Below are 23916 nucleotides of genomic sequence, written 5' to 3'. Positions count from 1 at the left end.
AGTCTTTTTTATTTTAGGTCAGTCTTACCGAAGCGTTGCCGGAAGACTCCCCTCAGTTATTGTATTACCATAATTTTTCTACAACATTTGTTTGATTACGATCTGGACCTACAGAGAAGATAGAAATGTGTACGTTACACAATTCAGAAATACGCTCTAAGTAACGACGTGCATTGTCAGGCAATTCTTCCATTGTACGTACGCCTGTAATATCTTCTGTCCAACCTGGTAATGTTTCAAAAATAGGTTCGCAACGTTTTAAGTCGTTTAAGTTCGCTGGATATTCTGTGATTTCTTTACCATCTAACTCATAAGCTGTACAGATTTTCACTTCATCTAAGCCTGTTAATACGTCGATAGAGTTAATAGATAAGTCAGTAATCCCGCTCACACGACGAGAGTGACGTAACACCACTGAGTCAAACCAGCCGACACGACGCGGACGACCTGTTGTTGTACCATATTCGCGACCTACTTCACGGATATGATGACCTTTTTCGTCAAATAATTCTGTTGGGAACGGGCCATCACCTACACGTGACGTATACGCTTTACATACACCGACAACTTTTGAAACGTTTGTTGGGCCAACACCAGCGCCTACAGTGACGTTACCTGCGACAGGATTGCTTGATGTAACGAAAGGATATGTGCCGTGGTCGATATCTAACATCACACCTTGTGCACCTTCAAATAATACACGTTCATCTGCTACGAAAGCATCGTCTAACACTTTTGCAGTATCTGTGACGTATGGTGCAAGACGTTGACCAGCTGCATAGTATGTTTCAAAAATGTCTTCAAATGATGGTGCATCTTGTTTAAACATACCTTGGAAGTAATCATTTTTATATTCTAAATTTTCTTTTAAGCGTTGTTCGAAAACTTCTTTGTCTAATAAATCTGCTACACGAATACCCATTCTTTGTGCTTTATCTACGTATGCTGGGCCAATACCTTTCTTCGTCGTACCAATTTTGTTGTCGCCACGACGCGCTTCTTCAAGTTCATCTTGTTGAATGTGATAAGGTAGGATGACGTGTGCGCGGTTTGAGATGCGTAAGTTATCTGTTGCAATGCCTCTTTCATTTAAGCCGTCTAATTCTTTAAGTAATGCAACTGGATCAATCACGACACCATTGCCGATGACAGCAAGTTTGTCTTTATAAAAAATACCAGATGGCACTAAATGCAATTTGTAAGTTTCACCGTCAAATTTGATTGTATGACCTGCATTATTACCACCAGAAAAACGTGCAATGACATCTGCTTGTTCCGCTAAAAAGTCTGTAATTTTACCTTTACCTTCGTCTCCCCATTGTGTCCCAACTACTACGATTGATGACATAAGAGCACCTCCAAGTTTTCTCAATTAACCAAACTGTATTCTACCAGTATCACATCATGAATGCAAATCAAAAAACGAACATTGAAAATTAGATTGTGCGTCACGCCATTCGAGCCCCTCTAAAATAGACGGACCCTTACAACCACGTGTTATACGAGTGTTATTAGGCTCTTTCGCTTATATCTAAAATCCTAACTTACATCAAAATCGATAAGTTAATTCAAAGTAAAAACCGTACATTAAATAGAATTTGTTATATAACATACGTATTTAAAGTTTAAAATTATTTTTTCTTTTCGGTTGTTCCATGCAATATCACAAATAAAACGGTTGATGATTCATAACACCAACCGTTTCAAGCACACGTTCAATTATCCCATATCCGCATGAGCATAATCGATATCTGTAAACTTATTATATTGTTTCATAAAGTGTAGCTTCACTGTACCGGTCGGGCCGTTACGCTGCTTCGCGATAATGATTTCAATTTCACCATTTTCATCATTTGTTTGTGGTTCGAATCCACCATCATCGTCATCATCATCTCCATCGCCACGGTTATAGTAGTCATCACGATATAAGAAAGCAACGATATCGGCGTCTTGCTCAATCGAACCTGACTCACGAATATCACTCATCATCGGACGTTTATCTTGTCGTTGTTCAACACCACGTGATAGCTGACTTAACGCAATCACCGGACACTCTAACTCACGGGCAATCGCTTTAAGCATACGTGAAATCTCTGACACTTCTTGTTGACGGTTATCCGATGCACGTGAACCACTTCCTTGAATCAATTGTAAGTAGTCAATCACAATCATATCCAGTCCATGTTCTTGCTTTAAACGACGACATTTTGAACGAATATCGGTAATCCGCACACCTGGTGTATCATCAATAAAAATTTTCGTCCGAGACAGTTTACCGACTGCCACTGTAAATCGATTCCAATCCTCCTCAGTCATCGTCCCCGTACGTAAACGGTTCGAATCGACATTGCCCGAACTACAAATCATACGTGTCGCCAATTGGTCTGCACCCATCTCTAATGAGAAAATGCCGACCGTATATTGATCTTCATGTGTGGCTACTTTTTGCGCAATATTAAGAGCGAAGGCAGTCTTACCTACTGAAGGTCGCGCCGCTAAAATAATCAAATCATTACGATTAAAGCCTGCTGTCATCTGGTCTAAATCGCGGTAACCTGTCGGAATGCCTGGCGTTTGACCACTATTCTGATCCAATTGTTCCGCATTATCATAAACTTGTCCTAATACGTCACGAATATCTTTAAAACCGTCACTCTCACGTGTAGAAGACAGTTCCAAGATACGACGTTCTGCATCATTCAGCACGGTATCTAAATCTAATTCATCGTTATAGCCATCATTCGCAATACTATCCGCAGTGTGAATGAGCTTACGTTTGACTGCATTTTTGAACACCACGTCTGTGTAGTATTGAATATTTCGCGTTGTCGGTACATTCGATGTAATTTCAGCAAGATATTGGGGACCTCCCGCTTCATTCACGACCCCTTCTTGTGTGAGTCGATCCAAAACAGTCACAATGTCAATATCTTTACCATCTTCATTCAGGTCCATCATCGCACGGAAAATATGCTGATGCGCACCACGATAAAATGATTCAGGCAACAAAATTTCTTGCGTGGACGACATCAATTCTGGGTCGAGAAAAATCGCCCCCAGTACAGATTGTTCCGCCTCATGACTGTGTGGCATTCGATTATGTTCATACATTTCATCCATGCCAATGACCTCCTCACTTTCATGACATATACTTAACATATTCTATAATAACCTAAACCGAATCACAATACATGATTCAGCATGTTCAAAAATGTAAATTGCTGATATACGCACATGTCTTAAAATTCATGAATTTAACATACACATCATACGCTTTATGACTTCCTTTTCTTTATCAAATATAAGATGTAAATCACCACAGTTGATAAACCAATAGAAGATAGCACCACAATGATAAGTGACATGATTATTTCAAAAAGACTGTCTTTAGGTAAAACTCTGATAATGAAGGACATTGGAATCATAGAGATCATATAAACCCACACATATCTTTTTAATTCTTTAGATATATTCTCCATTTTATCAAATCCTTTTTAAACCGCTTTTACTCTATAGTATTACAAATGATATATGAAAAAAGCCGGTGACCTCTGCACCAGCTTTCTTCACAACCCTATCATTATTGCTCTACAGTATGCACACGAATCGTACCTTCTACCTCTTTATGCAGTTTCACAGGCACATTCGTATAACCTAACGCGTGAATACCGTGTGGCAATTCCATTTTACGTTTATCGATCTTAATATCATGTTGCGCTTTCAATGCTTCAGCGATTTGTTTCGTACTAATAGAACCGAACAATTTACCGCCTTCACCCGATTTCGCTTTCACTTCAACTTCAAGCGCTGCTAAACGTTCTTTTAACGCTTTTGCATCTTCAAGCTCTTGTTGTTTGTCTTTTTCAATACGTTTATTTTTTTGTTCTAATTGTTTCAAGTTCCCTGGTGTTGCTTCAACAGCATAACCATTTTTGATTAAGAAGTTGTTCGCATAACCGACTGGCACGTCTTTAACTTCACCTTGTTTCCCTTTACCTTTAACATCTTGTGTAAAAATCACTTTCATGATTCGTCACTCCTATCCAATTGTTCATTAATCGCTTGTTGTAACTTTTCGATAGCCGCTTCAACAGTCACGCCCTCTAGTTGCGTTGCAGCGTTTGTGAGATGACCGCCACCGCCCAACGCTTCCATAGTGAGTTGGACGTTGAATTCGCCAAGTGAACGGGCAGACATACCAATGAGATTTTCTTCACGACGCGCAACGACATACGCCGCTTCCACGCCATCAAGACTCAACAATTCATCTGCTGCTTGGGCTACGGTCACAGGATGATAGATTTTGTCATCCGGACCATGTGCGATTGCGATACCATTCTCTTGTAATTTCACCGTACGAATCAACTCTGAACGGTTAATATACGTCTCAATATCATCTTTTAAGAAATGTTGCGTTAAGATTGTATCGGCTCCATGCGCACGGAGATAACTTGCTGCATCAAATGTACGCGAGCCTGTACGCAATGTAAAGTTACGTGTATCAACGATGATACCTGCATACATCACAGTCGATTCTAAGCGTGTTAAGCGTTGTTCAGTCGGTTGATACTCGAGTAGCTCTGTGACAAGTTCTGCGGTAGAGCTTGCATATGGCTCCATGTAGACGAGTAACGGACTTGAGATAAAGCTTTCGCCACGACGGTGATGATCAATGACCACTTTACGATTGGCTTTATTTAAAATGTTCTCGTCAATGACCATTTCCGGTTTATGCGTATCAACGACGACAAGTGTTGTACGAGATGTCATCATATTCCATGCATCATCGGACGTCACAAAGCGCTCCTTCAATTCAGGCTTTTCATCGATTTCATCCATCACACGACGTAATGTAGGGTCGATGTCAGACTCATTTAACACGATATACGCTTCCAAGTTGTTCATCATCGCAAATCGGGTCACACCAATCGCCGCACCAATCGCATCTAAGTCTGGGCGTTTATGTCCCATCACGATGACTTTGTCGCCTTCTAATAGGATATCTTTCAACGCATGGGAAATGACACGCGCTCTCACACGAGTACGTTTTTCCATCGGGTCAGTCTTACCGCCATAAAAACGGACGTTGCCATTCATATTTTTAATCGCAACTTGGTCACCACCACGACCTAACGCGAGATCAAGACCAGATTGTGACAATTCACCCAGGTCAATTAAGTTTTCTGAGCCTTCACCGACACCGATACTTAAAGTGAGTTGTGCGCGATAACCGACACTTTTTTCACGAAGCTGGCTTAAAATATCAAACTTTGTCTCTTCTAATTCACGTAAAATACGACGATTCAAATAAGCAATAAATTGATCGGAACTATAACGCTTGAAATACACATTATGTTCTTGTGCCCAACGACTAATGACACGTGTCACCATCGAGTTGATTTCAGAACGTTGTGTATCGTTCATATTTTGCGTAATTTCGTCATAGTTATCTAAAAACAATGTCGCAATAATCGGCTGTTGATCATCGTACGCTTGTTGGATGGTGGCTTCTTCCGTCATATCTATAAAATACAAAATATGTTCTTTTTCTGAATAACGGACACGATAGGCATACGCACCATCTGCTATTTCGATTTCTTTCGCCTTTTCGAGTTGCTTTAAAATATTCGGGTACACTTCATTGATTGGATCTGAAATGACATTCCTTTCAATCCGCTCTGACATGAAAGGGTTGACCCACTCAATTTGGTCATTTTCATTTAACACAATCAAACCTAGTGGCATTGTTTTGACTGCACGATCACTACCTACTGATATTTTGCCACTCAAATCATCTAAATAACGATCTAAATAACGATAGAAACGTCTAAAAATAAAGACACTGATAATGAGCATGACAAATAACAGGATAGCAGCGATAAACGCAAGCCACTGATTAAAGAAAAAGGATAGACCTACAATGATGATTGCTGTAACGGTAATCACTAAAAAAGGTACGATCAACGCTTTCTTCATTGAATGACGATTCATCTTGTCACCTCTTATCGTTTTTTATCATACGTTTTAAATTCAACCCCAAATCGAGTAAACCAATGAGGCGTGTCATTGGATAAAACAGTACACCGACAATCACTAAAATCACTTTTAACACGCCGGGCATTCTTTTAATAGATGCAAAGAAATGAATAAAACTTAAACCTTGAATCACTAATAAGAAACCTAAAACGATTTGGAAATTAATGCCAATGCTGTTCGGTGTAGTGGCAGGTTGTGTTGTAATCGTTGTTAATAATGCCAATGCATACATAATGAAAACTGAACGCTTCATTTGCCAGAAAAATAGTGGGCGAAATACAGGTGTTGCCACTTTGAACTTACGTAAAATCGGGAAAATGATGAGCAATGTAATGAACACGTAAATAGCAATCGCTACTACAATCATCCCCGGCAACTGTATTGCGAGTTGTTGAATCGAATTGTTTAAAATCTCTTGAGCTTGTTGATCTAAATTTTCTAACTCTGCAGCTTGATGCATTATTGCACGATACGGTTGCAATAAGTCGTCAGCATACGGGATTTTTTTCAAAGTTTGTAAAATCATCATCGCACTTAATGTTAAAACACTTGCCACGAATGTCGTTAAATATAAGATGCGCTCTTTAGATGCACGTTGGATTAATAACTGACTGATGACCATACTTAAAACTAAAATAATGATTAAAAATGTCATCACAAAAACGTTGCCTGTGAGCGTTGAGAGAATAATCGCAATAAGTGCGACTAAGCCAAACGAATGCTTAGATTGGTACCATAAAACGATACCTGGGATTAAACTAAAGCATGCCAAAATGATTGCTAATCCAGGCATAACATGTATAACTAAAGTCACCACTAACAACGCCACAATGCTGATTAGGGTTGCTTTAGGATTAATTTTCGAAAACAAAGACGCCACTTCCAAACTATTATAGTCTATAAATTCTATTTTACAGGCTTTGTAATATGAATACAATTTGCGCCACATGATTTCACGCGTCTTACAATTGAATTACAAAACGTCACTTTCTTGAACACATTAGAAAAGCTATATTTTAGCTATTATCCCTAAAATATAGCTTCTTGTCTAGTATTCTTAGTTGACGCAATTATAACAAAAATGTAACGTTTTCGTCTAAAGTTAGCGTCTAAATCGTGAAACTTTTAGGAAATGATACAGGTACGGCGCCCAATCATTAAAATTCAATAAAAAGCCATCATGTCCTACATTATCAGGCACAAAGAAATGGCGATGATATTTGAAATAACAGCCTAACGCAGCAACTTGGTCATCTGGATACAGCAAGTCATCTGTAAAGCCGAGCGTGAGAACTTTCGTGTCTAATGATTGGAATACGTTTGCGACATCATCTCTACCATGGTGAATGTCATGACTGTCTAACACATCAAGAAGTGTTAAATAACATTGCAAATCAAACTGTTCTTTAAATTTATCGCCTTGGTGCTTTTGATATAACACGACTTCATCAGGTGTGAAGCGGGCGTCATAACTTTTAGAGGACCGGTACGTTAAAAAGCCGAGTTGCCGCGCGATACTTAATCCTTCTTCTCCTGCTAAATGGATGGCTTGTCTCGCTATTTCATTAAACGCCCGACTATAAGAAGATGTCTTTTCAGTAGCTGCTAAAATGACTGCCTTTTTCACTTCGAACTTTTGATTGTAGAGGAGCTCCATTACTTGCATGCCACCTAAAGAGCCTCCGATGAGAATGTCTATTTTTTGATGACCGAGTGCTTCAATGCCTTTTTCGAGAGCACGCACAATATCTCGCAAGGTGAGTTTTTGTGGGAAGTTGGGATCTGTTAGACGAGAACTCGACCCAAACGGACTACCAATGACATTAAATGTCAAAAATTGGTAATCATGAACTGGCATGTATCCCCCATCAATAATCTCTCGCCACCACCCTGGATTGTCTTCTGTCCCATAAGTGAGATGGTTACCTGTCAACGCATGACATACGACGACGAGTGGCTGGCCAGGATAACCTACATATTCATACTGAAGCTTCAAATTTTCAATCGTTTCACCTGATTCTGTCGTAAATGCACCTAATGCTAATGTGTCCACGCGATAATTCACCATTTCAGTCTGCCCTCCCTCTAAAAATTAAAAAAGCTGTACAACCTTTGACGGCTATACAACGTTTATAAGTCAGTTTTTAAATGAACTTATCATCCACATAACGTGGTTGGTTGTAGCACCGTACTTATAACGATAAGTGGTTGCTGAAGTGTCACTGGGCCAAATCCCTCAACTTCTCTTAATAAGCTTATTTTTAATAAAGTTATGTTGTGTCTTTAATCATACCGCAAACCTATCACGTATGCAAATGATTGTTAGAATAATCCGATAATTCTCAACAGTGCCACACTTACCATACCGACAATAACTGTTATCGTTAAACGTCTCGTCCAAAAAGCAATGATAAGCGTCGGAATGAGCGCGATGATAAAGTGCCAATTCAATGTATAACCCATCACGCCTTCTTGTTGCTGAATGAACCCATCGACCACTAATGCAGTAAATAATGTAATCGGAATAAACGTCAGCCACTTAAGCATCTTGTCAGACAGTTCCATACGTGAAATCATGACAAAAGGTGTGATTCTGATAAGTAAAGTCCCAAGTCCTGCTAAAAAAATCGTCCAAAATACGTACATGCTCATCGGTCAATCACCATCCCTATCGTCGCACTTAAAGTCGATGCAAGTAAAATTGCTAAATACGAAGGCAAAAACAAACTGAGTAGTAACATCATAACAATGACGATTGCAACTAAATAGAGATACACACGTAATTTCGATTTCGTAATGCCCTCAAATTGTGAAATTGCTAAAAAGATAAACATCGCAGTGATCGCGTAGTCCAATCCAAATACTTCTGGATGTTGGAAAAAGTCACCTAACAATCCACCGAGCACAGTAACCAATGCCCAAAATAAGTAGGCCAGTAGATTTAAGCCATACATCCACTGATATGTCATCGTATGTCCTTTCGAATAAGGCGTGATTGCAACAGCAAATGTCTCATCCGTCAACAAAGACCCTACCCCTACCCTATGTATGAAATGATCATGTTTGAAATTCGGCGCCAATGTCATGCTTAATAAAAACATACGGCTATTGACAATCATCGCAGTGAGCACAATGACCCAGATCGGCGTTTGTACGGCAATGAGCGCAATAATAATAAATTGTGCTGCCCCTGCATAAACAAGTAATGAGAGCAGTAATATTTCTAAAATGTTGAAGCCTGATGCGACACTCACAATTCCAAATGAAAAGCCTACCCCAGCATAGCCTAGTACAGTAGGGAGACAATCGCGGATGCCTTGTTTAAATGTAGTGTAAGGCATTGAGACTCACCCCCTTGAAAATTATTCTTATTATAGTACAACATATACCATCTTGCTATAAAGTAAGTCTCACCTCATTCATCCCTCAGTCTAACCTACCGTCTAGAAATGATGATATTATGGCTTTTTATGTTAATTTTAGAATATTGAGATAATAATTGATGAGGTGCGTCTTATTTTGTTATTTTGATTACTTTTTACCCCCCTACCCTCTTCACATGCTAAAAAAACAGGAGGTCACATATTAAAAATACGACCTCCTGTTTTGATTTCAGCTATTCTATATTGGGTTGTTTGTAACGTCCATTTTATCTTAAAGCGGTTTGATAACTGTTTGACCACCCATGAATGGGACTAACGCTTCAGGCACTGTAATCGTACCATCTTCATTTTGATAGTTCTCTACAATCGCCGCAAATGTACGACCTACTGCTAAACCTGAACCATTTAACGTATGTGCATATTCAGGTTTGGCATCTTTATCACGTTTGAAACGGATATTGGCACGACGCGCTTGGAAATCTACACAGTTTGAACATGAACTAATTTCTTTATAGTCACTGTAGCTTGGTAACCATACTTCTAAGTCATATGTTTTACTTGCACCGAAACCAATATCGCCTGTACATAAAATCACACGACGGTATGGTAAGTTCAATGCTTCAAGAATCGCTTCTGCATTTGATGTCATTTCTTCTAAAGCATCCCAAGAATCTTCAGGTTTTTCAATACGCACCATTTCAACTTTATTGAATTGGTGCAGACGGATTAAGCCACGTGTATCACGGCCAGCTGATCCCGCTTCACTTCTGAAACATGCTGATTGACCTGTAAACTTAGCTGGTAAGACCCCCGGCTGTACAATTTCGTCTCTATAGTAGTTTGTCAAAGGCACTTCAGCAGTTGGAATTGTGTATAAGCCTTCTTTTTCTACTTTAAACAAATCTTCTTCAAACTTAGGTAATTGACCTGTACCGTACATCGCTTTAGCATTCACCAACTGTGGTACCATCATTTCGCGATAACCATGTTGTGTCGTATGCATCGTAATCATAAAGTTCATTAATGCACGCTCTAATTTAGCACCGTCATTCGTTAAATAAACGAAACGTGCACCAGACACACGTGCGGCACGATCAAAGTCTGCCATTTCTAGTGATTCTACTAAGTCCCAGTGCGCTTTTGCTTCAAAGTCGAACTCACGTGGTGTTCCCCATCTTTTAAGTTCTACGTTATCAGAATCATCTTCACCTTCAGGCACATCATCGTGAATAAGGTTTGGAATACGTGATAAGATGTCATTTAATTTCGTATCCGCTTCTTTTAACTGTGCATCGATATTTTTAATTTTTTCTCCTACTTCACGTTGCGCTTTAATCGCATCATCCGCATTTTCTTTATTACGTTTCTTTTCAGCAATTTGTTGAGAAGCTTTGTTACGTTCTGCTTTTAATTCTTCAGTTTGTTGTATGTAATCACGGCGTTGTTGGTCTAACGCTAACACTTCATCTACAACTGATGGATCCATTTGACGTAACGCAATTTTCTCCTTAACTCTCTCTGGCTCATTTCTAAATAATTTAATGTCTAACATAAGTCGACTTCCTTTCATAAAGTAATTTAAAAATTTAAGGAGGATGACTCAAAATAAAAAACCACATCCCTCACACAAGGGACGTGGTTTGACGTGTTGCCACCCTATTTAACAGACAGAATATGCCTGCACTCTCACAAAAGTTAACGGTTTCACCCGAATTGTTTTCAAAACGTGGGTAGATTTCGTATAGGTCTGTACATTTGTTTTCACCGACCACAAACTCTCTAATTCCATTGCTATACTACTTAATCCACAAACAATTATTTATTTCGATTTCACATTTAATATAACAAAGAAAATTTCGAATAGCAAGCTTATTTCTGATACGCCAGATTCTTTAAATATTTCGCCACATTTTCAATATCTTGATGAAATGGTCGGTCTTCTTGAATCGATGGCACGATTTTACGCAATGCTTCATACTGTTCACGTGTTTTGGGTGACAATTGTTCAACCCCTCTTATTTCGACTGCTTGTGACGCAATAATCGCTTCAATCGCAATGACGCGTCGTGTATTTTCTAAAATTTGATAGCCGTGGCGTGACGCAATCGTCCCCATTGATACGTGGTCCTCTTGATTGGCGGATGAAGGAATCGAATCAACACTCGCCGGATGCGCCAATGTTTTATTTTCTGATACAAGACTCGCTGCCGCATACTGCATAATCATCGCACCACTTTGCAAACCTGGTTCTGGACTTAAAAAAGCAGGGAGACCCCCATTGAGTTGCGGATTGACTAAACGTTCAAGACGACGTTCCGCAACGTTTGCCAATTCACTTGTCCCAAGCTTTAAGAAATCCAAAGCGAATGCGACAGGTTGACCGTGGAAGTTACCGCCAGAAATGACCAATGTCTTATCACCTTCATTAAAAATAAGCGGATTATCATTTGCTGCGTTCATTTCAAATTCTAACTTTTCACGAACGTATTGAAACACTTGGAAGCTTGCACCATGGATTTGTGGAATACAACGCAATGTATAAGGGTCTTGAACACGCATTTCCCCTTGACGTGTCGTGAGTTTGGATCCTTCAAGCCAGTCTGACATCCGTCTTGCTACAGCTGTCTGTTCTTCAAAGTTACGCACTTGGTGAACCGCTTCATGATAAGCATCTGTAATACCATGTAACGCTTGATGTGTTAACGCGGCAATCCATTCTGCTTGGTATGCCAAATTTTCAGTTTCTATCCATGAAATGACCCCTTGTGCTGTCATCGCCTGTGTACCATTAATCAGTGCCAATCCTTCTTTCGCTTGTAACGTTAAAGGCTTACGGTTCAACTGTTTTAAGACCTCTGAGCTATCTAAAACTTCACCTTGGTATTCAACTTTACCTTCACCAATTAACGCTAAGGCAAGGTGTGACAATGGCGCTAAATCACCCGAAGCACCGAGAGAACCTTGTTGTGGGATAACAGGAATGATACGTTGATTGATGAAAAACACCAATTGATCCACTAATTCCATCGTCACGCCTGAATGCCCTTTCAGTAAAGTATTTAAACGTAAAATCATCATCACGAGCGAAACATTCGATGCAAAAGGTGCACCGATACCACACGCATGTGAACGTATTAAATTGACTTGTAATTGATTATACTTCTGTTGATCAATCAGTACATCGCTAAACAAACCAAATCCTGTTGTAATCCCATACACGGTCTCTTTATTGGCAATAATCCGTTCCACAATCGCACGACTTCTTTCCACGCGCACCTGTGCTTCCTCAGTCACTTTTACTTTATCCTCATATGCTAAAAACTGTCGTATAGCCTCAATCGTCAGCTGCTCGCCTGTTAAACGTAATGTCATTGTAATCCTCCCATCTCCTTCATCACGTGACACACAAAATGTCTATTTCTTTCAAGTATAGTTTTAGGATATCGTTTTCACAATACTTTCAGCCAAACTCGTAATATGGTATCAAATTAACCTTTTAACGTACTAAATGAACTCACTTAAACAAATATCGAAATTTAAGTTACTTTTTCAAAAAAATAAAAGGGCTACAAAATAGGGGAACATGCATAGTCGCTCACGTTTGCGTAGCGCTATCACAAAGGGTCACATTGAAACCTTAGAATGCCTATTGACGAACGAGCAAACCAGGTATAATATATCTTGTTGTAATAATGGAAATTCCAGATAGGAGGTCTCAAACGTGAAAACATTGTCAGCTGTTCACATTCCTAAACGTAAGGATGACACACATAAAGGTGACTATGGACGTATTCTGTTAATTGGGGGCAATGCCAATTTAGGTGGCGCAATCATGTTAGCAGCACGCGCTTGTGTATACAGCGGAAGTGGCTTAATTACAGTCGCAACGCATCCAACAAATCATGTCGCATTACATTCTCGTTGTCCTGAAGCAATGGTCATTGACATCAACGATACGAAAAAACTAACGAAAATGATTGAAGCTTCTGATTGTATTTTAATCGGACCAGGTTTAGGGTTAGATTTTAAAGGTAACAATGCAATGACATTTTTACTGCAAAATATTCAACCCCACCACACTTTAATTGTGGATGGTGATGCGATTTCAATCGTAAGCAAGCTTAAACCTGAAATTCCAGCTTGCAATGTCATTTACACACCACATCAAAAAGAGTGGGAGCGTTTGAGCGGCATTCCGATTGAGGAACAAACATATGAAACAAACCGTGCAGCAGTTGATCGATTAGGTGGTACGGTCGTGCTCAAAAAACACGGTACAGAAATATACTTTGAAAATGACGCATACAAGCTTGAAGTCGGTAGCCCAGCGATGGCAACAGGCGGCATGGGTGATACACTTGCCGGCATGATTACAAGCTTTGTAGGACAATTTGACAACGTGATTGATGCAATTACAAGTGCAACTTATACGCACAGTTATATTGGCGATAAGTTGTCAAAGGATATGTATGTCGTACCCCCATCAAAAATTATTGATGAAATTCCTTATGCGATGAAGCAATTAGAAGAAAAATAATATTTTACAAATCGTAGGAAGAAAGACTCGGAAACTTCAATGTGATCCGAGTCTATTTGTTTTAATAAGGAAATCGATTGGTTATTCATGCTTCTACTACACATGTACAATTCAAACAAAGCGATGGCTAGTTAAAATGCTACCCTTGGGAACGCGCCGCATGATTCAGCAATCTAACGGTAACAAGGTAACTAAAGAAAAAGACGATGATCTCTAAATGACATGAGACCATCGCCTTTTCAATTTATAAGTTATTCATCTTCATTTTCAATATCTTCATTCACGCGATCCATAAAGTCTTCTCTCAATGTTTCACGTTCTGATGATACTTCTGGTTCTGGGGCTTCCGTGTGAATCGTATCGCCAGGAGTCACATCATCGACAACAACTTCTACATCATCACTTGCCTCTGATGCGGTTGTATGTTCATCCGCTTCGATGTCTTCTGGCTCTTTCTTCACTTTTGCCACTGTCGACACATATTGTTCTTCATCTAATCGAATGAGACGCACACCTTGCGCCATACGACCGTTGACAGAAATATTAGAGACTTCCATACGAATGATCACACCCTGGTTTGTCACAACCATTAAATCCTCGTCGCCTTCTACAGTTGTAATACATACGAGTCGACCATTTCGTTCTGTCAGTTTCGCTGTTTTCACACCCATACCGCCACGGTTAGATAGACGGTAGTCTTCTATCGATGTACGTTTACCGTAACCTTTTTCTGTCACGACTAGAATTTCATCTTGATTGTCATCGTCTGCAACGTCTAAACCAATGACTTCATCACCGTCTCTTAAACGGATCCCTTTCACCCCTGCAGCAATACGGCTCATCGCACGTACGTCTGTTTCTTTAAAACGAATGAGTGACGCTTGGGCTGTACCGATAAGAATATGTTTCTCGCCATCTGTTAGACGCACGGCAATCAGTTCATCATCATCACGGAATTTGATAGCAATTTTACCGTTACGATTAATCCGGTTGAAGTTGCTTAATGCTGAACGTTTAATTAAACCTTTTTTCGTTACGAATACGAGGAAGTCTTCTTCAGAGTCTAGGTCTTTCACCGCAATCATCGTACTAATCACTTCATCTTGATCGAGTTCAATCACATTAACAATTGGAATCCCTTTAGACTGACGGGAGAGTTCCGGCACTTCATAACCTTTCAGTTTGTAGACACGTCCTTTGTTTGTAAAGAACAACACATGATCATGCGTGCTTGTCGTCACTAACTGACTTACGAAATCGTCATCAAGTGTATTCATGCCTTGTACGCCTCGACCGCCACGATTTTGCGCACGGTATGTTGAAGCAGGTAAACGTTTAATGTAGTTGTTATGACTCAATGTGATAACGATTTGCTCTTCTGGGATTAAATCTTCATCTTCTAATTGATCAATACCACCGAGTTGAATTTCAGTACGACGATCGTCGCCAAACTTCTCTTTAATCTCAGTCAATTCTTCACGGACAAGTTCTAATAGCTTTTCTTCATCCGCTAAAATCGCTTCTAATTCAGCAATATACGCAATTAAATCATTATATTCTTGTTCAATTTTGTCGCGTTCTAAGCCTGTCAGACGTCTTAAACGCATGTCTAAAATCGCTTGTGCTTGGCGTTCTGACAGAGCAAAGCGTGACTGTAAACTTTCCATTGCTACTTTATCTGTCTCTGATTCACGAATGATTGTAATGATTTCATCAATGTGATCCAGGGCAATTCTTAGACCTTCAAGAATGTGGGCACGGTCTTTCGCTTTACGCAAATTGTATTCCGTACGACGACGTACAACTTCTTTTTGATGCTCTAAGTAATGATAAAGGGCTTGCTTCAGGTTAATCAATTGAGGGCGTCCATTGACTAAAGCAATCATGTTCACCCCAAATGATGTTTGAAGTGGTGTTTGTTTATATAAATTATTTAAAATGACGCTCGCATTCGCATCTTTACGCACATCAATCACGACACGCACACCTGTACGTAAACTCGTTTCATCACGTAAATCCGTAATGCCATCGATTTTTTTATCACGGACTAATTCCGCAATTTTTTCAATCATACGTGCTTTATTGACTTGAAATGGAATTTCTGTCACGACAATACGATCACGACCGCCACCACGAGATTCAATTTCAGCTTTAGCTCTCATAATGACAGAACCGCGACCTGTTTCGTATGCGCGTCGAATCCCACTTTTACCAAGAATTAATCCGGCAGTTGGGAAGTCTGGGCCTTGAATGTCTTCCATCAATTCACTAATCGTAATGTCTGGATTATGACTTAGACTCAGTACGCCATCGATCACTTCACGCATGTTGTGTGGTGGGATATTGGTCGCCATCCCAACCGCGATACCTGAGGCACCATTGACGAGCAAATTAGGGAAACGCGATGGCAAGACGCTCGGTTCACGCTCATTACCGTCATAGTTGTCGATAAAATCAATCGTGTCTTTATTGATGTCGCGTAATAATTCTAGTGCAAGCTTTGTCATACGTGCTTCTGTATAACGCATTGCCGCGGCACCATCACCATCCATCGAACCGAAGTTACCTTGACCATCTACAAGTGGATAACGATAGCTGAAATCTTGTGCCATACGTACCATTGCTTCATAAATTGACGAGTCACCATGTGGATGGTATTTCCCCATGACATCCCCTACGATACGGGCAGATTTTTTATACGGCTTGTCAGGGGTCATCCCTTGTTCATTGAGGCCATACAAAATACGACGATGTACAGGTTTTAGACCATCTCTTACGTCTGGCAAAGCACGAGATACGATAACACTCATCGCGTAGTCTAAAAACGATTCGCGCATCTCTTTGCTGATATTACGTTCATTAATTCTTGATTCAGATGTTTCAGCCATCAAGATATCCTCCTTCTCATTTTCCAATTCTCATTCTAGAAATCCAGGTTCGCGTATACGGCATTATCTTCAATGAACTGACGACGATTTTCAACGACATCGCCCATCAACATTTCAAAAGTTTGGTCTGCTTCAATCGCATCATCCAACGTCACTTGCAACATCGCACGGTTTTCTGGATTCATTGTTGTCTCCCATAACTGATCCGCATTCATCTCACCTAAACCTTTATAGCGTGCAATAGACCATTTTGGCGTAGGATTCAGTTTTTCTTTTAATTTATCGAGCTCACGGTCATTAAACACATAATACTTTTGCTTACCTTGCGTCAGTTTATACAACGGTGGTTGTGCAATATACACGTAACCCGCTTCAATCAACGGACGCATAAAGCGATAGAAGAACGTGAGTAACAACGTACGAATATGCGCACCATCGACATCCGCATCGGTCATAATGACAATCTTATGGTAGCGTGCTTTCGAAATATCGAATTCGCCGCCAATGCCAGTACCAAATGCCGTTACCATTTGACGAATTTCATTGTTGTTTAAAATTTTATCTAAGCGTGCTTTTTCAACGTTTAAAATTTTACCACGCAACGGTAAAATCGCTTGTGTACGTGAGTCACGACCTGATTTTGTAGACCCCCCGGCAGAGTCACCCTCTACTAAGAAAATCTCACTTTCAGACGGATCTTTACTCGAACAGTCAGCTAATTTACCTGGCAAACTTGAAATGTCCAAAGCAGATTTACGGCGCGTGACTTCACGTGCTTTTTTAGCAGCAATACGTGCGCGTGATGCCATAATCCCTTTTTCTACAATGATGCGTGCCACCTGTGGATGTTCATATAAAAAGCGCTCAAAAAGCTCTGAGAAGACACGGTCAACAATTTGACGAACTTCAGAGTTACCTAATTTTGTTTTCGTTTGACCTTCGAATTGTGGATCACCATGTTTAATCGACACGACTGCTGTTAAGCCTTCGCGTGTATCTTCACCTGATAAACGATCCTTATCTTCTTTAATCAACTTGCTTTGTGTACCATAATTGTTCAACACTCTTGTCAATGCACGTTTAAAGCCGTCTTCGTGCGTCCCACCTTCATACGTGTGAATGTTATTCGCATATGTCAGTAGATTTGTTGCAAAACCACTGTTGTATTGTAGTGCGATTTCCACTTCAATATCGTCACGTGTTTGATGAACATAAACCGGCTCATCATGTAAAGGCTCTTTATTTTCATTTATAAGCTCCACATACGACTTAATTCCACCTTCATAGTGATAACTATCCTCACGCACATTTTCTTCGTCACGTTCGTCTGTGAGCGTAATACGGATGCCTTTATTTAAAAATGCCAATTCACGAATACGTTTTTGTAATGTTTCATAGTTATAAACTGTTGTCTCTTGGAAAATCGTACCGTCCGCTTTGAAACGGATGACTGTTCCTGTTTGATCTGTATCGCCTACTTGTTTTAAATCAAAAGCAGGGACACCTTTATGGTACGCTTGATGATGAATACGACCATCTCTGTGCACATAAACCTCTAATGTGTCACTTAAGGCGTTTACTACTGATGAGCCCACACCATGTAAACCACCTGAAACTTTGTATCCACCGCCGCCGAACTTACCACCCGCGTGTAATACTGTTAAAATAACTTCAACTGCAGGACGTCCCATTTTTTCTTGAATATCAACAGGAATCCCACGTCCATTATCCGTAACTTTAATCCAATTATCCTTCTCAATGACTACTTCTATGTTATCAGCATATCCTGCAAGTGCTTCGTCAATACTGTTATCGACAATTTCCCAAACGAGATGATGCAGACCGCGTTCTGAAGTTGAACCAATATACATACCTGGTCGCTTACGTACCGCTTCAAGACCTTCCAATACTTGAATCTGACTTGCGCCATAGTTTTCTGAGTTGTTCACATCAGCCAAAACTTCCACCTTCACTTTCTGCCTATTGCTTTATATTTCCTTGTGTAATCCGATATACCTTTGCATCCTTCATAATTTCATGATCAATACCATCTACTGACGTGGTCGTGACAAAAGTTTGTACTTTATGTTGAATGGTGCTCAAAAGATGTGTTTGACGTGCATCATCCAACTCACTTAAGACGTCATCAAGTAATAAAATGGGGTATTCCCCCACTTCCTGATTCATTAATTCTATTTCTGCTAATTTTATCGAAAGTGCTGTTGTGCGTTGTTGACCTTGAGAGCCGTAAGTTTGTGCATCCATGCCATTCACTTGAAATGCTAAATCGTCACGGTGCGGTCCATACAAACTCACACCTCGCTCAATTTCACGTTCCATATGGTGTTGCACATCTTCTAGCACTTGTTGAATTAAGACGTCCTCAGACTGCGAGACGTCTTCTATTTTGATGCTTGGTAAATATTGCAGTGTCAAAGTTTCACGTTCATTCGTAATCCCAGAATGAATCGGCGCGGCAAGCAATTCTAACTCTTTAATGAATTGCTGCCTACGCTGAGTCACTTTAACCGCATATTCTACAAATTGATGATTCAATACTTCAAGCATCGTCGTATCTTGTGTCTTTTTGAGCTGCAGTTGCTTCAAATAATGATTACGTTGTTTTAAAATGCGTTGATATTGAGATAAATCATTCAAATACAAGCGCGAAATTTGACCGAGCTCCATATCAATAAAACGCCGTCTCACTTGTGGTGCACCTTTGACGATACTTAAATCTTCCGGGGCAAAGAGGACGACATTCAAATGGCCAATATACTGGGTCAAACGACTCTGTTCTAAATGATTCACCTTAACTTTTTTACCTTTTTTCGTAATAAACATCGTGAGCGGCATCGTGCCATGACGAAAATTAAGCTCACCTTCTATTTTAGCATACTCAGCATTAAAGCGAATCAATTCTCTGTCATTCGTCGTACGGTGGCTTTTAGCGAGTGCCAAAGTATAAATCGATTCTAATAAATTGGTTTTCCCTTGTGCGTTTTCTCCGATTAAGATATTGACCTCGGGATGACAATCGAGGCTTATCTGTTCATAATTGCGATAATTTTCTAGTTGGAGTGTTTTGAGTTTCATTGCTCACCGAATTTGATGATGTATGAACCTACTTCAGGAATGTCTAATTGATCGCCATCTTGCAGTTTTTTGCCACGACGCGTTTCCAATTCGCCATTTAAGAAGACCTCATATTCGCTTAAGAACCATTTCGCTTGGCCCCCAGATTCAATAATGCCTTCATAGTTTAAAAATTGTCCTAAAGTTAGTGCGCCATCAACGATTACTTCCTCAGCCAAATTCATCACTCCATTCATATTTATTCACTTATATATTATACATTTTTATTACGAAAATTTCATGCTCTAGAAAGGAATTTTCACGTAAAAGTTTCATGTGGAACATGTGAATCTGTTTCAACGGATGTACAGCTATTTTATTGTTCAAGCGCTTTGTCGATTTCGTTTTTAATCGCGTCGAAATCTGTCTCGTCTTCAACCTGTTTACCGTTCACATAGAGTGCGGGTACGTATGGGACTTCCTCTTTTTTCGCTAATGCATGATCTTCTTGCGCGCGCTTAGCTATCGCTCCTTTTTCGTCACGATAAGCTACCGTAATTTGTTTACGTTCTTGCTCACTCAAATCTAATTTTTGTAATTGCTGTTGAATTAAATCGTCTGTTAACCAATGTTGACTCCCAACATCATCTTTATTGTTAGGTTGTTGTTCAAAAAGTGCATGATGAAATTGCCAATATTTGTCAGGGGCATATTGATTCACCGCGAGTGCTGCTTTAGCGCCGAGTTCAGATTCCTCCCCATGGATTAATACGTTGACATAACGAAATTCAACTTTGTTATTGTCGATATATTCTTTTTCTAATTTAGGTTTGATATTACGTTCAAAATCTCCGCAATACGGGCATTTAAAGTCTCCAAATTCTACGAGTAATACTTTAGAATCTTTTTTACCTTGTGTCGGTTGCTTTTGTGTCTCTGCTGCAAGTGTTTCATCTGATCCGCTATTTCCTTTCTTCGATGTTTTGAAAGTGGCTAAGCTAAAAAAGATACCTGCAACGAGTATGACAACAATGAATATAATCAACCATTTATTTTTCTTTAACATAGGTCCATTCCTCCATTCATTCGTTATATTAATTATACTAAAGTTAAATCACTTTGAATAATTACACGTGTAAGTTCAGGAAATGACTTTAAAATTTTGTCATTTTTTTGCAACACATTGAAATGGTGACACCGCTGAAATGCTGGTGGATATTGCTTTTAACTTTGTCTCTGAGAAGTTTCACATATTTTGTGCAAACTATTAGGAAAATCTTAATGTTTTAGCTAAGCATTAAAAAAGCAGTTGGTCTGGTAGCCAACTGCTTTTTATAGGTGCGCCGGTTTAGTACGTACGGATTGGTAAAATAAGTTGTGTCACAGTGTCGTCATCTTTCGGTTTTAAAATAAATGGTTTCATCGTACCGAAAAATTCTACTTCAACTTCTTCGTTATCGATAGCCTTCAGTGCATCCATCATATATTTCGAGTTGAAAGAAATCTTTAAGTTGCCGCCTTCAACATCATTGGCAGTCACTTCTTCTTTAACCGTACCAATTTCTGGTGATGTAGAAGACAATTCGATTTGCGTATCACCTGTGCTTAATTTGATGACATTATTGCCACCTTCACGCGCAAGTAACGACGCACGATCAATCGCATGATAAAAATCAGAGTTATTGAGCCCTAACTTAATTTCGTAGTTTTCAGGGAATAAACGAGATGTATCTGGATAATGTCCCTCTAATAAACGTGAAATAAAGTTGACATTGCCTACTCTAAATAATACTTGGTTCGATGCGAAGAAAATATCAATATGATCTTCACTGTCAGTCATAATTTTGTTTAACTCTGCTAATGCTTTACCAGGAATGATGACATTTTTATCTTCAATCTCTTCTTCAAGCTTCAACTTTCTTACAGCCAAGCGGTGTGAATCGGTCGCAGTGCATAATAATTCATTTTGTTGTATAAGCCAGTTCACACCTGTCAATACTGGGCGTGTTTCTGAGGTGGACACTGCGAAATTCGTTTGTGCAATGATGTTTTTCAGCACTTTTACTGGTAATTGTAGTGCATCATCACTTGAAACTTGTGGTAAAAGTGGGTACTGATCTGGATCAAGTCCACTTAAGTTGAATTCAGAATGTGCTGAAGTAATTAATGTTTGAAATTGTTCGTTTGTTGAAAGTTTAACTTCTTTACCTGGTAGCTTTTTAATAATGTCCACAAAGAAGCGGCCTGGTAACACGACTGAACCTGGTTCAACCACGTTAATAATTTCTTGACCATCGACTTGGTTAGGAATTGTGATTTCGATTGAGATTTCAGAATCAGATCCTGTTAAAACAATACCTTCATTCGTCGCATCTATTTTAATCCCCGTTAAAATGGGTAAAGTTGCTCTTGGTGAAATAGCTTTTAATGTGTCATTTAATTGAGTGATAAAATAATCTCTTTGAATAGAAAACTCCATCATCTATAAACTCCTTTCAGTCGTTTATATAGTTATAGTTATTAATAAATTAGTAATCATAGTCATAGGTGCTGTGGATTAGTGGATAACTTTAAAAAAGTCGCGAAAATAAAGGTTATTCACATGTGGATAACCTGTGTATCATGTGTACAACTTTTCCACGTTATCCACAAATTAACTTCGGATATCTTTTTCCAAACTTTCGATTTCTTGACGTAAAGTTGGGTCATTTTCGATATCTTTTTTAATTTTATCATGTGCATGGATGACTGTTGTATGGTCACGACCACCAAATTCTTCTCCAATTTTAGGTAATGAAAAATCTGTTAGCTCACGTGATAAATACATTGCGATTTGTCGCGGATATGCGATAGATTTCGTTCTTTTCTTAGCTACAAAGTCTTCAATACGCACGCCATAATATTCGCCGACAACCTTTTGGATATCTTGAATCGTGATTTTTTTAGTTTTAGTCACTTGAATAATATCTTTTAATGCATCGGCAGTGAGTTCTGTTGTGATGGGTTTTCCTTGAAGTTTTGAATAGGCTAAGACACGTGTCAAAGCACCTTCAAGTTCACGAATATTCGTCTGAATCTGATTGGCAATGTAAGTTAAAGACTCAATCGGAATATCGAGATTTTCTTCTTCAGTTTTTTTCTGTAAGATCGCCATACGTGTTTCGAAATCAGGTGGTGTAATGTCCACGATAAGTCCCCATTGGAAGCGTGATTTAAGACGTTCTTCTAAAGTTGAAATTTCTTTTGGCGGGCGATCACTAGAGATGACGATTTGCTTCTTGTTTTGATGTAAATCGTTGAAAGTGTGGAAAAACTCTTCTTGCGTCTGTTCTTTCTTTTGGATGAACTGAATATCATCAATCAATAGAATATCGATGTTACGATATTTTTCACGGAATGACTCAGTATCATTGTTTCGAATCGATTGAATGAATTCGTTCGTAAACTTTTCACTTGACGTGTAAAGCACTTTCGCATCTGGATTATTTTCTAACACGTAATGTCCAATTGCGTGCATAAGATGCGTTTTTCCTAAACCTACGCCCCCATAGATAAAGAGTGGATTGTAGGCATTGGCAGGTGATTCCGCAACAGCAAGACTTGCAGCGTGCGGGAAGCGGTTACCAGGTCCAATTACAAACGTTTCAAAAGTGTTGTTTGTATTGAACTGCTCACCAGACACAACGGGTTCAACAGGTGTCGAATGACCTGATTGATGAGATGACGAAGCGACATTAAGTTCTTGTAGATCCTCTTCAGTAATGAACTTAATGGTGTTAATGGTTTGTTGCGTGACAGCTTCTAAATATTGCTTAATCAGCTTTGTATAGTTAGTAGTAAGCCAATTCGCAATAAAAGGCTGTGCTGCAATAACGATAGCTTCATCACGAGATAGAGCATAGAGTGTTGTGTCTTTGAGCCAAGTGTCATATGAAACAGTAGTGACATTTTCTTTACATAAGCTGAGAACGTTATCCCAAATTTCTTGTTCTGACAT

The 23916-nt window shown here is 39.4% G+C and carries 19 protein-coding genes, 1 riboswitch and 1 other annotated feature; of the genes, 1 reads left to right on the top strand and 18 read right to left on the bottom strand.

The genetic code is table 11. The features are described 5' to 3' along the window. Positions 1 to 64: 64 nt before the first annotated feature. The 11 genes from P3U61_RS00095 to hutH all read right to left on the bottom strand — a co-directional run bounded on the left by P3U61_RS00095 (position 65) and on the right by hutH (position 12791). Positions 65 to 1348 carry an adenylosuccinate synthase gene (locus P3U61_RS00095; protein ID WP_037541991.1) on the bottom strand — a complete coding sequence of 428 codons (1284 nt, stop codon included), beginning with the start codon at positions 1346 to 1348 and terminating at the stop codon, positions 65 to 67. A gap of 371 nt (positions 1349 to 1719) precedes the next feature. Then, complete coding sequence (dnaB, locus tag P3U61_RS00090; RefSeq protein ID WP_014612677.1) at positions 1720 to 3120, bottom strand: replicative DNA helicase; 1401 nt, start codon at positions 3118 to 3120, stop codon at positions 1720 to 1722. 155 nt (positions 3121 to 3275) lie between these two features. Further along, the gene (locus P3U61_RS00085) at positions 3276 to 3425 is read right to left on the bottom strand and encodes a DUF6007 family protein (protein ID WP_232331235.1); all 150 of its coding nucleotides are present in this window, start codon (positions 3423 to 3425) and stop codon (positions 3276 to 3278) included. 155 nt (positions 3426 to 3580) lie between these two features. Next, a complete protein-coding gene (gene rplI, locus P3U61_RS00080) occupies positions 3581 to 4027 on the bottom strand; it encodes a 50S ribosomal protein L9 (protein ID WP_014612676.1) in 447 nt (148 codons plus the stop codon). Beyond that, a complete protein-coding gene (locus P3U61_RS00075; RefSeq protein ID WP_096536495.1) occupies positions 4024 to 5991 on the bottom strand; it encodes a DHH family phosphoesterase in 1968 nt (655 codons plus the stop codon). Before P3U61_RS00075 ends, rplI begins: the two co-directional genes overlap by 4 nt. 4 nt (positions 5992 to 5995) lie before the next feature. Beyond that, entirely contained in the window at positions 5996 to 6907 is a 912-nt protein-coding gene (locus tag P3U61_RS00070; protein ID WP_063278703.1) for a DUF2232 domain-containing protein, read from the bottom strand. 231 nt (positions 6908 to 7138) lie between these two features. Further along, on the bottom strand, positions 7139 to 8104 hold the full coding sequence (metX, locus tag P3U61_RS00065) for a homoserine O-acetyltransferase MetX (protein WP_014612673.1): 966 nt from the start codon (positions 8102 to 8104) through the stop codon (positions 7139 to 7141). 83 nt (positions 8105 to 8187) lie between these two features. Continuing rightward, positions 8188 to 8292, bottom strand: a riboswitch (SAM riboswitch). Between the two features lie 66 nt (positions 8293 to 8358). Next, positions 8359 to 8688: an AzlD domain-containing protein gene (locus P3U61_RS00060; RefSeq protein WP_101484995.1), complete on the bottom strand. Its 330-nt coding sequence runs from the start codon at positions 8686 to 8688 to the stop codon at positions 8359 to 8361. Next, positions 8685 to 9377: an AzlC family ABC transporter permease gene (locus tag P3U61_RS00055; protein WP_014612671.1), complete on the bottom strand. Its 693-nt coding sequence runs from the start codon at positions 9375 to 9377 to the stop codon at positions 8685 to 8687. Before P3U61_RS00055 ends, P3U61_RS00060 begins: the two co-directional genes overlap by 4 nt. Before the next feature lie 313 nt (positions 9378 to 9690). Beyond that, positions 9691 to 10971: a serine--tRNA ligase gene (gene serS, locus P3U61_RS00050; protein ID WP_015729830.1), complete on the bottom strand. Its 1281-nt coding sequence runs from the start codon at positions 10969 to 10971 to the stop codon at positions 9691 to 9693. A 74-nt stretch (positions 10972 to 11045) separates the two neighbouring features. Continuing rightward, positions 11046 to 11239 (bottom strand) — a binding site (T-box leader). Positions 11240 to 11288: 49 nt separating this feature from the next. Then, positions 11289 to 12791: a histidine ammonia-lyase gene (hutH, locus tag P3U61_RS00045; RefSeq protein WP_020219988.1), complete on the bottom strand. Its 1503-nt coding sequence runs from the start codon at positions 12789 to 12791 to the stop codon at positions 11289 to 11291. A 349-nt stretch (positions 12792 to 13140) separates the two neighbouring features. Between hutH and P3U61_RS00040 the strand changes: the two genes are divergently transcribed. Beyond that, on the top strand, positions 13141 to 13956 hold the full coding sequence (locus P3U61_RS00040) for an NAD(P)H-hydrate dehydratase (RefSeq protein ID WP_014612668.1): 816 nt from the start codon (positions 13141 to 13143) through the stop codon (positions 13954 to 13956). 251 nt (positions 13957 to 14207) lie between these two features. Here P3U61_RS00040 and gyrA read toward each other — a convergent pair whose 3' ends face one another. From gyrA to dnaA, 7 genes are all read right to left on the bottom strand, one after another. Then, entirely contained in the window at positions 14208 to 16844 is a 2637-nt protein-coding gene (gene gyrA / locus P3U61_RS00035) for a DNA gyrase subunit A (protein WP_275304457.1), read from the bottom strand. Between the two features lie 35 nt (positions 16845 to 16879). Beyond that, positions 16880 to 18811 (bottom strand): DNA topoisomerase (ATP-hydrolyzing) subunit B, encoded by a 1932-nt coding sequence (gene gyrB, locus P3U61_RS00030; protein ID WP_370863261.1) that lies wholly within the window; start codon positions 18809 to 18811, stop codon positions 16880 to 16882. Positions 18812 to 18824: 13 nt separating this feature from the next. After that, a complete protein-coding gene (recF, locus tag P3U61_RS00025; RefSeq protein WP_037541975.1) occupies positions 18825 to 19940 on the bottom strand; it encodes a DNA replication/repair protein RecF in 1116 nt (371 codons plus the stop codon). Continuing rightward, positions 19937 to 20176, bottom strand: a complete 240-nt coding sequence (locus tag P3U61_RS00020; protein WP_019166052.1) for an RNA-binding S4 domain-containing protein — start codon at positions 20174 to 20176, stop codon at positions 19937 to 19939. Before P3U61_RS00020 ends, recF begins: the two co-directional genes overlap by 4 nt. 119 nt (positions 20177 to 20295) lie before the next feature. Further along, positions 20296 to 20985 carry a DsbA family protein gene (locus P3U61_RS00015; RefSeq protein WP_127504828.1) on the bottom strand — a complete coding sequence of 230 codons (690 nt, stop codon included), beginning with the start codon at positions 20983 to 20985 and terminating at the stop codon, positions 20296 to 20298. A 282-nt stretch (positions 20986 to 21267) separates the two neighbouring features. Next, the gene (dnaN, locus tag P3U61_RS00010; protein WP_014612662.1) at positions 21268 to 22401 is read right to left on the bottom strand and encodes a DNA polymerase III subunit beta; all 1134 of its coding nucleotides are present in this window, start codon (positions 22399 to 22401) and stop codon (positions 21268 to 21270) included. 171 nt (positions 22402 to 22572) lie between these two features. Then, positions 22573 to 23916, bottom strand: coding sequence for a chromosomal replication initiator protein DnaA (gene dnaA / locus P3U61_RS00005; protein WP_015729836.1), 1344 nt, complete (start codon positions 23914 to 23916; stop codon positions 22573 to 22575).

This window comes from Staphylococcus pseudintermedius, from assembly GCF_034042775.1.
GTDB lineage: Bacteria > Bacillota > Bacilli > Staphylococcales > Staphylococcaceae > Staphylococcus > Staphylococcus pseudintermedius.
Note: the sequence above shows the minus strand (reverse complement) of the source record. Positions and strands in the feature narration are given on the sequence as shown.